An 11780-nucleotide genomic window follows, 5' to 3' on the forward strand; every position below is an offset into this window, starting at 1 on the left:
AGATCAGAAATAACTAACTTCTACAATCTAATTTCTAACTTCTTTACTTAAAAACATGAAACTCTTTGGTGAGTTCAAGATATTGGTCCGAGTATTCTCTCGGACTTTTTTCTATAATAAAGTCAGATTCATCAATATTTTTTTCTTCTGATGAAAACTCCAGAATCAGCCTTTTTGCTTTTGAATTTTCAATTCCTTTGATATGTACTCTTCGGATCAGAAACAGATTATTTTCTTTTCCAATTGAAACAAAAAGATCTCCCGCTTCAACAGGAATAATGACGGAAAAAATCCCACCTTCTGATAAAAACTGAGATGCTTTGGATATCAACTGCATGAAGTTTAACTCCACCGTCTGACGGGCAATTTTATCCTTTTCAGATCCCGATTCTTCGAAATATGGAGGATTGGAAACAATAAGATCAAACCGGTCTTTCGTTTCAAAAGTTTTAAAATCCTGATGTCTATTTTGCAACCTTGTATGAAAAGGAGAATTTTCAAAATTGAGCCTGGTAAGCCTTGCTGCCTCTTCATTAATATCAAGTCCCAAAAACTCAGCATCTAGATTTCTCTGGGCCAGCATAAGAGAAATTAAACCTGTACCCGTTCCCACTTCCAAAACACTGGAAGCACCTTCAGCATTAGCTAAAGCCCCAAGCAGAACCCCGTCTGTTCCTACACGGAAGACGTCTTTAGACTGCTCAATTTTAAATTGCTTAAATGTAAAAGGTTTCACTATAAATTGGTAGGCAGTGTAATCATGAAGGTAGATCCCTTTCCTATTTCAGATTTTACAGAAATCTCTCCTTTATAATCTTCAATCATCTTTCTCACCATAGACAACCCCAGCCCCATTCCACTGCTTTTAGAAGTAAAATTCGGTTCAAAGATTCTTTCGTACATATTTTCAGGAATTCCTATTCCGTTATCCTGAACAGAAATAATCACTCGTCTCTGATGCTGTTCCACATCTACATTAATGATCAGTTTTCTTTCATCACTTTCTGCCTGTTTTGCATTGGTAACAAGGTTGGTTATAATCCTGGAAAGATAAATTCTGTCCATATTGATCATAATATTCGTCTTGTTGGCATGCATGAAAATACTGTCATCATTAAATACACGGAGAATATCTTCAACTTCAGTATTCAGATTAATAACTTCATTATTTTTTTCCGGAAGTTTTGCAAATTCTGAGAATGCCGAGGCTACCGTAGCAATCAGATCAATCTGATCTACGATCGTTTTACTCATCTGTTTTACTCTCTCTCTGATATTTGGATCTTCAGGATCAAATTTTCTTTCAAAATTCTGAATGGTCAGCTTCATTGGAGTCAATGGGTTTTTCACCTCATGAGCCACCTGCTTAGCCATCTCTCTCCAAGCTTCTTCAGATGCCTTGAATCTAAGTCTTTCTTTCTGATCCTGAATCTGCAGAATCATTCTGTTATAAGCTCTCGCCAAAGCATTAAGCTCATCATTTTTATAGTATCTGATGGGACGCATTTCATTTTCAAACAATGTAATACGGGTAATCATATCAGAGAATTTCGTAATGGTTTTCGCAAGGCTATTAGACGTAACCCAACTGATCCATATACTAAAAAGAATAAGGAATATATCGACTAAAAGAATATATTTTACATACTGATGAAGAACTTCAAGATAAGCAGATTCATTGTGGTATAAAGGAATATAAACAATTCCGATGGGTTCAAGCTCATTGTTTTTCAACAAAAGATAGGAAGAAGTAAGCTTAGCATCTTTAGCCGCATCATAATTAATCATATCTACTCTTGCATCAGTAGACAGGATTTTATTGATAATCTCTATAGGAATTGTTTTCTGCTCAACTAAACCTTCATCTTTGTTGGAAAGTAAATAGTGTCCTTTCAGATCATAAATAAAAATGTCATGCTGGTTGATATCCGCTATTTCAAAAATTTTATTCCCTAAAACTTCCGGAAGGTCTTTTGTTTCTATAAGTGTCTGACTTACCGCATAGTCCAGATACCGCATTACCGCATTGGTCTTGTCCTGCATATCGATATTACTCTGCTGCAAAGAATGATTTCTCAGCACAAAGTAAGGGACAAGAGATGTAGCAACGACACTTAAAAAACATACCAGTAAGAAACCGAAGAATACCCGATTCCTTAAGCTATATCCTTTATACTTATTTATTGACATTCTACTTTTTAATTAACCTAGCAATATACTTACCAATAATATCAAATTCCAGGTTTACTTTATCACCAATTTTCAAATGTTTCATATTCGTAAATTCCCAGGTATAAGGAATAATGGCTACGGAAAACTGATCGTCTTCGCTTTTAGCAACCGTAAGACTGATTCCGTTTACTGTAATTGACCCCTGAGGTACTGTCACAAAACTTCCGTCATTTTCATATTTCATGGTGATAAAATAACTTCCGTCTTTATTTTCAATACTCACTACTTCACCGGTTTTATCAACATGTCCCTGAACAATATGGCCATCCAGTCTTCCATCCATCTTCATACAACGCTCAAGATTCACAACGGTTCCCAATTCCCATTTTCCAAGATTGGTCTTTTCCAGTGTTTCATTGATCGCTGTAACCACATAATGATGGTCTTTTATCTCCACAACTGTAAGGCAACAGCCGTTGTGTGCAAGGCTCTGATCAATTTTAAGTTCGTTTGTAAAAGGGCATGTCAGGGTGAAATCTATATTGCTTCCTTTTTCTTCAATCTTCTCAATAACACCAACTGCTTCAATAATTCCTGTGAACATATTATTTTTTGCTAAATTTGTAAATTATAATCTTCAAAGATAATCAAAATGAGCCCAAAAAACCATAAAGTACGAGTAGGAATTTCAATCGGTGATTTCAACGGCATCGGTCCGGAGATCATCATGAAGTCTCTGAAAGACAAAACTATTACAGATTTTTTCACTCCTGTAATTTTTGGTTCGGGAAAATTATTCACTTATCAGAAAAATATTTTTAAGCTGAATCTTAACTTCAACTATGTTAACGAGGCTTCACAGGCACAGGTAGGAAAACTCAACATGGTTAACCTTACCAAAGAAAACGTGAATGTAGAATTGGGAGTTCCTACTGAAGAATCCACAAAAATGGCGATTGATTCTTTAGAAGCGGCTACTGAAGCTTTGATGAAAGGAGATATTGATGTACTGGTAACCGCTCCTATCAACAAAGATGAGATGGTAAAAATGGGCTTTAAGCATGCCGGACACACGGGATATTTTGAAGAGAAATTCAGCAAAAAAGGATTAATGTTCCTTGTCACTGAAGATCTTAAAGTAGCTGTTTCCACCCATCATATTCCTATTGCTCAGGTAGCTGAAAATATTTCCAAGGAAAAAATAAAGAAACAGATCAGGGTATTAAATCAGACTCTTATAGAGGATTTCTGTATTCAAAAGCCTAAAATTGCGGTATTGGGGTTAAATCCTCACGCAGGAGACGGCGGTGTTATCGGAAATGAAGAAATTGAAATTATCAGCCCGACTATTAAAGAACTTTCTGACAACGGAATATTGGCATTCGGACCTTTCCCTGCAGACAGCTTTTTCCAGCCGAGCAAATACAAAAATTTCGATGCCGTACTCGCAATGTATCATGATCAGGGGCTGGCTCCTTTCAAAACATTAGCGTACGAAGAAGGAGTAAATTATACCGCAGGACTTCCTTTTATCCGAACATCTCCGGATCACGGAGTTGCTTACGATATCGCAGGAAAAAATATCGCTGATGAACAAAGTTTCACAGAAGCGATCTTCACGGCTATCAAAGTTTTCAAAAACAGAAGTGAATACAGAGAACTGATGAGCGACCGCCTGCAGCCTAGAAAAATAACTGTAGACAACGGAATAGACGAAGATCTACCAGAGGAAACTGAAGCATAAATCTTTAAAACAAATTTTAAATTAATTTGTTTCAGATTTTATTTGTTATTATAAAAAAAATGCATATTTTTGCACACTCATTTTATGGACAAGTTAAGAAACTATGACGTAAGCTTTTCCGGACTTAAAAACGGAAGACACGAGTTCAAGTTTGAGATAGATAATACGTTCTTTCAATTATTTGACACTGAGCAGGAATTTACAAATCCTAGAATAGAAGTGAAAGTATCACTTGATAAGCACACTACTTTTCTGGAATTTGAGATTAAAATTAATGGATTGGTTGAGTTAGTTTGCGATATCACAAATGAAGATTTCGACTATCCTATTGAAAATGAAATCAAAATTTTGGTGAATTTCGGGGAAGAATATGATGACAGCAATGAAGATGTTATTACTATTCCTACTGCAGAGCATGCTTTCAATGTAGCACATTTGATTTATGAAAATGTAATGCTTTCTATCCCGATGAAAAAGATTTCACCCAATGTAGGTGATGAAGATCTTAAAATTCTTGACCAGTTCAGTCCTAAAGATATTGAGGTAACTGAAGAAGAAGAACATGAAAGTGACCCTAGATGGGATGCTTTAAGAAAATTAAAAGACAATAATTAAATAGAATAATTTAAATATGATGAGATGATGAATCTCATCGCTCATCAATTAAAAAAGTTATTAGAAAATGGCACATCCAAAGAGAAGACAATCGTCCACAAGAAGAGATAAGAGAAGAACTCACTACAAAGCTGTAGTTCCTCAATTAGCTAAAGATGCAACAACAGGAGAGCTTCACCTATACCACAGAGCTCACTGGCATGAAGGAAAACTTTACTACAGAGGTAAAGTAGTATTGGAAAAAGAAGTAGCTGCTACTGAAGAAAACTAAGAGTCGCTTTTCATTGAAAAAGCCTCATTTTAATACAAAAACCGCCCAATTTTGATAAAATTTGGCGGTTTTTTGTTGTTTTTTACGTTTTTTTGGTATCTTTGACCCAAAATCAAATATCAAATTTATGGACATTAAAGACATACAAAATCTTATCAAGTTTGTATCTAAAGCTGAAGTTTCAGAAGTGAAGTACAAGACTAAAGATTTCGAAATCACTATTAAAACTCCATTAGCTGGAAGCGATGCTGTTTATGCACAACCTGCAGTATACCACACTGCTCCACAAGCAGTAGCTGCTCCGGCACCTGTTGCAACTCAGGCTGCTGCACCTGCTGCTGAGAAAGCTGAAGCTGCATCTGATGACAGCAAATATGTAACGATCAAGTCTCCAATGATTGGTACTTTCTATAGAAAACCATCTCCTGATAAAGATGTATTTGTAAATGTAGGTGATGATGTTTCTGTTGGTAAAGTAGTTTGTGTTATTGAGGCAATGAAACTATTCAACCAGATTGAATCTGAAATCAGCGGAAAAATTGTTAAAATTTTAGTTGACGATGCTACTCCTGTAGAGTATGACCAACCTTTATTCTTAGTAGATCCATCTTAAGGAATTTTAGATTAAAGATTATAAATTTTAGATGAATCTTTTTTCATTTAAAATAATTTAAAATTCAAAATTTATAATTTAAAATTTCGGAGAGATGTTCAAAAAAATATTAATAGCCAATCGTGGCGAAATTGCAATGCGTATTTTACGTACTTGTAAAGAAATGGGGATCAAAACTGTTGCGGTATACTCTACTGCTGATAAAGACAGCCTTCACGTAAGATTTGCTGATGAAGCGGTATGTATTGGCCCTGCAATGAGTAAAGACTCCTATCTTAAAATCCCTAACATTATTGCTGCTGCAGAGATTACCAATGCTGACGCCATTCACCCAGGTTACGGATTCTTATCTGAAAATGCTAACTTCTCAAGAATCTGCCAGAAAAACGGTATCAAATTTATCGGTGCTTCTCCTGAGCAGATTGAAAAAATGGGTGATAAAGCTAATGCTAAAGCAACCATGAAAGCTGCAGGTGTACCATGTGTACCTGGTTCTGACGGATTGATCGAATCTTACGAACATGCTGTAAAAGTAGCGGAAGAAACAGGATATCCGGTAATGATCAAAGCAACTGCCGGTGGTGGTGGAAAAGGGATGAGAGCGGTTTGGAAAGCTGAAGACCTTAAAGATCACTGGGAATCTGCTATTCAGGAAGCTGTAGCTGCCTTTGGAAACGGAGGTATGTATATGGAAAAACTGATTGAAGAGCCTAGACACATTGAAATTCAGGTTGCGGGTGACCAATTCGGTAAAGCTTGCCACCTTTCTGAAAGAGACTGTTCTGTACAGAGAAGAAATCAGAAATTAACTGAAGAAACGCCTTCTCCTTTCATGACAGATGAACTTCGTGAGAAAATGGGTGATGCTGCTGTAAAAGCTGCTGAATTCATTGGATATGAAGGGGTGGGAACTATTGAATTTCTTGTAGACAAACACAGAAATTTCTATTTCATGGAAATGAATACAAGAATCCAGGTAGAGCACCCTATTACTGAACAGGTAATTGATTATGACCTGATCAGAGAACAAATTCTTCTTGCTGCAGGAACTCCTATTTCAGGAATCAATTATTACCCTAAATTACATTCAATCGAGTGTAGAATCAACGCAGAAGATCCTTACGCAGACTTCAGACCATCTCCAGGAAAAATCACAGGATTAAATATCCCTGGCGGACACGGAATCAGAGTAGACACTCACGTATATTCCGGATATACAATCCCTTCTAACTACGACTCAATGATTGCTAAGCTTATCACTACGGCTCAAACCCGTGAGGAAGCTATCGCAAAAATGAGACGTGCTCTTGAGGAATTCTATATTGAAGGAGTAAAAACAACTATTCCTTTCCACAGACAACTGATGGATAATGAAGATTATCTTTCCGGGAACTACACCACAAAATTCATGGAGGATTTTGTAATGGACAGAAAATACGATAATCACTAAGATTATTTTAAAATAAAAATGAAACTGCCTCTTTTTGAGGCAGTTTTTGTTTTAGCTGATCAGTTTAAAATTTTCCGTTACAAACCTCAGAGAAGTTACTCCTGTATCTATTCCTGTTCATTCATAAAAATTGATAACCCTACAGAAAATAAAATTTCATCACGATAAAGATATAATACCTATAACCGTCTACGAACAGAGAAAATATTTTCCAATACGACATTATTCCGCCCTAAAATCTCCTTTAATTATACCCCAAAACGTCACTAGGCATTTGTTTATGCATATCATTAATATTGCGTAAATTTGTTGAAAACCAAAATATATGTCAACAGCAGAACAAACAAAAAACTCGCAGTATTTTATTGACCTTGAAGACAAACATGGAGCGCATAATTACCACCCACTTCCAGTAGTTCTGGATCGCGGAGAAGGTGTTTTCGTTTGGGATGTGGAAGGTAAAAGGTACTATGATTTTCTTTCAGCATATTCTGCTGTGAACCAAGGACATTCTCACCCTAAGATTGTAGGAGCATTGGTAGAACAGGCACAAAAGCTGGCTCTAACTTCAAGAGCATTCTACAACTCTAAATTAGGAGAATACGAACAGAAAATAACAACTCTTTTTGGATTTGATAAGGTTTTACCCATGAACTCCGGAGCTGAAGCAGTAGAAACAGCGGTAAAACTAGCCAGAAAATGGAGTTATGAAGTAAAAGGAATTTCGGAAAATGCAGCGAAAATTATCGTTTGCGAAAACAATTTCCACGGAAGAACAACAACCATTGTTTCTTTCTCTAACGATCCGGATGCCAACCAAAATTACGGTCCTTTTACACCAGGATTTATCAAAATTCCTTACAATGATATTGCAGCGCTGGAAGAAGTTCTTAGCAGAGAAGCAGCAAATATTGCAGCATTCCTTGTAGAACCCATTCAAGGGGAAGCCGGAGTATATGTTCCGGATGAAAACTTCCTTAAAAATGCTGCTGAACTATGTAAAAAGTACAACGTTTTATTCATTGCTGATGAAGTTCAGACCGGTATTGCAAGAACAGGAAAACTGATTGCATGTCACCATGAAGATGTACAACCGGATATTTTAATCTTAGGAAAAGCTCTTTCCGGAGGAATGTACCCAGTATCTGCTGTTTTAGCGAATGACAACATCATGAATGTGATCAAACCTGGACAGCACGGATCCACTTTCGGAGGAAACCCTATTGCCTGTGCAGTAGCAGTAGCAGCATTAGACGTAGTAGCAGATGAAAAATTATCTGAAAGAGCTGAAGAATTAGGAAAACTTTTCAGAGCTGAAATTGAAAAGCTGATCGAAAAGACAGGTCTTATTACCAAAGTAAGAGGAAAAGGACTTTTAAATGCTATTCTGATCAATGATACTCCCGAAAGTTCTACTGCATGGAATCTTTGTCTGCAATTGAAAGAAAACGGATTGCTGGCAAAACCTACCCACGGTAACATCATCAGACTGGCACCACCATTGGTAATTACTGAAGAGCAGTTACTGGATTGCGTGAAGATTATTGAAAAGACTATTCTTGAGTATAAATAAATGGCTCTCTCCCTTGCAATCATCACTTATAATGAAGAAGAAAATATCGTAAGACTTCTAGATTCATTAATAGATATAGCTGATGAAATTATCATTGTTGATAGCTTTTCAACAGACAGGACAAAAGAAATCTGCACTCAAAAATATCCGCAGGTACAATTCTTTGAGAAAAAATTTAACGGGTATGGTGAACAAAAAAACCATGCCCTTAATTTATGTTCCCATGAATGGGTCCTGTTTCTGGATGCTGACGAAGTTCCTGATGAAAATCTGAAAAGATCTATACAGAAGATCGTTTCTTCAGCAAGCACAGAATTCAATGTGTATAAGGCACAATTCAACAATCATTTAGGGACTCACCTGATCAAACATGGAGGTTGGGGAAATGTATGCCGTGAAAGGCTGTTCAGAAAAGAATATGCAGCATATTCTCATGATAAAGTTCATGAATTTTTGATGACCTATGAAAAAGTAGGGCTTCTCGAGGGAAAACTGAATCATTATACTTACAAAAGTATTCACCATCATGTCTCGAAAATCAATAAATATTCTGATATGATGGCTGAAAAAATGTTTGAAAGAGGAAAAAAAATCAATAGATTTAAAATCATTGTAAGCCCAATGTTTGAATTTATCAAGGTTTTTATTTTCAAACTGGGTTTTCTGGACGGATTTCCAGGGTATTATATTGCTAAAACGATGTCTTATTACACCTTTTTAAAATATATTAAATTGCGTGAAAAAATAAGACTCCAGGAACTTGAAAAAAATACGGTAAAATAGTATGATTCTGTATATTATTCCTGTTTTATTGGCGGTATTTATCGTCGTATATTTCCGTCTCTATCTGTTTGCTTGTCCGCATAACAGGCTTGTCATTCTTATGTACCATCAGGTTGAAAAAGAAAGCCATGAAGATCTTACAGTCAGTGTAAAGAACCTTGAACAGCAGTTTTCCTATCTAAACCGTAAAAAATATATTCCTCATTTTTTTTCGGAGCTTACCATTTCATCAAAGAAAAATATTATCATTACTTTTGATGACGGGTACAAAAATAACCTTGAATATCTGCCGTCTTTACTGGAAAAGTATGATCTGAAAGCTACTATTTTTATTCCAACCGGATTTATTGAAAAGGGATATAACAATTACTCCATGATGACCTTTGACGAAATCAGAAGTCTGGATAAAAAATATTTTGAGATTGCCCTTCACAGTCATGCCCATGAAAATTTAAAAAACATTTCTATTGATTGTATAGAAAAAGATCTAAAAAAAAATATGGAAATCCTCGATGCCCACAACATCAAGTATTCAAAGGTTTTGGCGTATCCTTATGGAAAATATCCACAAAAAAAAGAAGATAAATTAACTTTTTTTTCTATTTTAAAAAAAATAGGAATTGAATTTGCAGTAAGAATTGGAAATAAAGTAAATTATTACCCTACCCAGCGCCCATACGAGCTGTGTAGAATTGATATAAAAGGCAAAGATTCGATTATAAAATTCAAATTAAAACTTATCTTTGGCAGATTAAAACTATTTTAAAAAACAATTATAAGGAAGTATTCACATACTCCTCTATCAAACAAATCGTTGTGATGAATATAAGTGGTTTAATCATAACATATAATGAAGAAAAAAATATACAGGATATCCTTGAGTCTTTTGATTTTTGTGATGAAATAATAGTAGTGGACTCTTTTAGTACGGATAAAACTGTAGAAATTGCGAAGAAATTCTCCAATGTAAAGGTGATTCAAAATAAATTTGAAGACTTTACAAAGCAAAGAAATCTGGCTCTGAAAGCTGCAACAAACGACTGGGTTTTATTTTTGGATGGTGATGAAAGAATTACACCGGCCCTGAAGCAGGAAATTATCGATGAGCTAAATAAACCCGAGCAAAAGGATGCCTATTATTTTTACAGGAAATTCTTTTTTGCCCAGAAACCGATTCATTTTTCAGGAACTCAGTCTGATAAAAATTTCAGACTATTCAGAAAATCGAAGGCCATATATATGGCAGGAAAAAAGGTACATGAAACTCTGGAGGTTAATGGAACCATTGGAATTTTAAAAAATAAATTACTCCATTACTCCGTTTCAGATTATGAATCTTACAAAAAGAAAATGATTCATTACGGAGTTTTAAAGGGGAAAGAAATGGCTGCTAAAGGAAAAAAGTACAATGTTTTAGTTCAATATCTTAAAACAGCTTTTAAATTCTTTAAAGCCTATATAATGAGACTTGGTATTTTAGACGGAAAAGAAGGCTATCAGTTATCTTATCTGCAGTCTTTAAGTGTCTACGAAACCTATGAATCATTAAAAAAAGAGCAAAATTAGTTGAATGAAGATTTGTATCATTAGTTATGATTTTTGGGATTATGATAAGTATATTGTTGAAACATTATGCAAACGTGGTATTGACGCTCATCATGTAAAGATCAGTACCGTTACTCATTCCAACTTCAATGAAAGAGCTGTAAATGCTTTAAGCAAAACTTTTTTAAACAAGAATCTTAAGACTGAAAAAAGACAGAAATATGTACTGGATTCTCTTGAAAAACTAGGGCATCAGGATCAAATATTAGTGATGAATCCTGATACATTTGATCTTTCTACCCTTAAAAAAATCCGCAAGTATACAGACCGTCTGGTTACCTATCTTTATGATAATCTTGAAAGAGTTCCTGTAGAAGACAAACTGTATCTTTTTGACAAGGTATTTTCCTTTGACTATATTGATGTCAAAAAGCACGGATTTGAAAAATTAACGAATTACATTTACCTTCCGCACTGTTCAAAAGAAATTCAAAAGCCTGAAATGGACCTTTTTTATATCACATCTTATGATAACAGAAGGGTTTCACTAATAAAATTACTGGCTAAGAAACTGATTGAGCAGGGATTAAAATTCCAGATTATGATCATTGGAAAAAAATCCTGGAAGCATCAGCTGACCAATATTTTCATGACAGTACCTAAGAATCTTTTCCTGATTTTCAGTATTAAAAAGATTCCGCATAATGATCTTCCCAAATATTATAAAAACTCAAAAGTTTTACTGGATCTCATGCGGGAAGGACAATATGGACTCAGCTTCAGAGTTTTTGAAGCCATGTCTCTGGAAAAGAAAATTATTACTGATAATGAAGCCATTAAAACCTATGATTTTTACAATCCCAATAATATTTTGATTTTAAACAAAAATATTAGTAATCTTGATAAATCTTTTTTTGAAAGACCTTACGAAAAAATTCCGGAAGAAATCTACTACAGATACACTTTGGATAGTTGGGTGAATAAAGTTTTTGAACTGGATACTAAAAACTAACA

At 35.1% G+C, this 11780-nt stretch carries 13 protein-coding genes; 10 read left to right on the forward strand and 3 right to left on the reverse strand.

The features are described 5' to 3' along the window. Positions 1-43 precede the first annotated feature (43 nt). Genes CQ022_RS12625 through CQ022_RS12635 form a run of 3 tightly spaced genes read right to left on the reverse strand, consistent with a single transcriptional unit; the run spans position 44 to position 2776 of the window. On the reverse strand, positions 44-736 hold the full coding sequence (locus CQ022_RS12625; RefSeq protein ID WP_105681707.1) for a tRNA1(Val) (adenine(37)-N6)-methyltransferase: 693 nt from the start codon (positions 734-736) through the stop codon (positions 44-46). Then, on the reverse strand, positions 736-2190 hold the full coding sequence (locus tag CQ022_RS12630) for a sensor histidine kinase (RefSeq protein WP_105681708.1): 1455 nt from the start codon (positions 2188-2190) through the stop codon (positions 736-738). Before CQ022_RS12630 ends, CQ022_RS12625 begins: the two co-directional genes overlap by 1 nt. Before the next feature lies 1 nt (position 2191). Continuing rightward, positions 2192-2776 carry a riboflavin synthase gene (locus CQ022_RS12635; protein ID WP_105681709.1) on the reverse strand — a complete coding sequence of 195 codons (585 nt, stop codon included), beginning with the start codon at positions 2774-2776 and terminating at the stop codon, positions 2192-2194. Positions 2777-2824: 48 nt separating this feature from the next. Between CQ022_RS12635 and pdxA the strand changes: the two genes are divergently transcribed. The 10 genes from pdxA (at position 2825) to CQ022_RS12685 (ending at position 11778) form a co-directional block, all read left to right on the forward strand. Next, positions 2825-3916 (forward strand): 4-hydroxythreonine-4-phosphate dehydrogenase PdxA, encoded by a 1092-nt coding sequence (pdxA, locus tag CQ022_RS12640; protein ID WP_105681710.1) that lies wholly within the window; start codon positions 2825-2827, stop codon positions 3914-3916. Positions 3917-4000: 84 nt separating this feature from the next. After that, positions 4001-4531 (forward strand): YceD family protein, encoded by a 531-nt coding sequence (locus CQ022_RS12645; protein ID WP_105681711.1) that lies wholly within the window; start codon positions 4001-4003, stop codon positions 4529-4531. A 67-nt stretch (positions 4532-4598) separates the two neighbouring features. Further along, a complete protein-coding gene (rpmF, locus tag CQ022_RS12650; RefSeq protein ID WP_002976251.1) occupies positions 4599-4802 on the forward strand; it encodes a 50S ribosomal protein L32 in 204 nt (67 codons plus the stop codon). A 127-nt stretch (positions 4803-4929) separates the two neighbouring features. Continuing rightward, positions 4930-5415, forward strand: coding sequence for an acetyl-CoA carboxylase biotin carboxyl carrier protein (accB, locus tag CQ022_RS12655; protein ID WP_105681712.1), 486 nt, complete (start codon positions 4930-4932; stop codon positions 5413-5415). Positions 5416-5509: 94 nt separating this feature from the next. Continuing rightward, on the forward strand, positions 5510-6865 hold the full coding sequence (gene accC / locus CQ022_RS12660; RefSeq protein WP_034692971.1) for an acetyl-CoA carboxylase biotin carboxylase subunit: 1356 nt from the start codon (positions 5510-5512) through the stop codon (positions 6863-6865). 325 nt (positions 6866-7190) lie between these two features. After that, positions 7191-8438 carry an ornithine--oxo-acid transaminase gene (gene rocD / locus CQ022_RS12665; RefSeq protein ID WP_105681713.1) on the forward strand — a complete coding sequence of 416 codons (1248 nt, stop codon included), beginning with the start codon at positions 7191-7193 and terminating at the stop codon, positions 8436-8438. Further along, entirely contained in the window at positions 8439-9221 is a 783-nt protein-coding gene (locus tag CQ022_RS12670) for a glycosyltransferase family 2 protein (protein WP_105681714.1), read from the forward strand. Position 9222: 1 nt separating this feature from the next. After that, complete coding sequence (locus tag CQ022_RS12675) at positions 9223-9987, forward strand: polysaccharide deacetylase family protein (protein ID WP_105681715.1); 765 nt, start codon at positions 9223-9225, stop codon at positions 9985-9987. A 53-nt stretch (positions 9988-10040) separates the two neighbouring features. Beyond that, positions 10041-10787 carry a glycosyltransferase family 2 protein gene (locus tag CQ022_RS12680; RefSeq protein ID WP_105681716.1) on the forward strand — a complete coding sequence of 249 codons (747 nt, stop codon included), beginning with the start codon at positions 10041-10043 and terminating at the stop codon, positions 10785-10787. Positions 10788-10791: 4 nt separating this feature from the next. After that, entirely contained in the window at positions 10792-11778 is a 987-nt protein-coding gene (locus CQ022_RS12685; protein ID WP_105681717.1) for a hypothetical protein, read from the forward strand. The last annotated feature ends 2 nt before the right edge of the window (positions 11779-11780 follow it).

Origin of the sequence: Chryseobacterium culicis (assembly GCF_002979755.1) — a bacterium.
In the GTDB taxonomy this organism is placed as follows: Bacteria; Bacteroidota; Bacteroidia; order Flavobacteriales; family Weeksellaceae; genus Chryseobacterium; species Chryseobacterium culicis_A.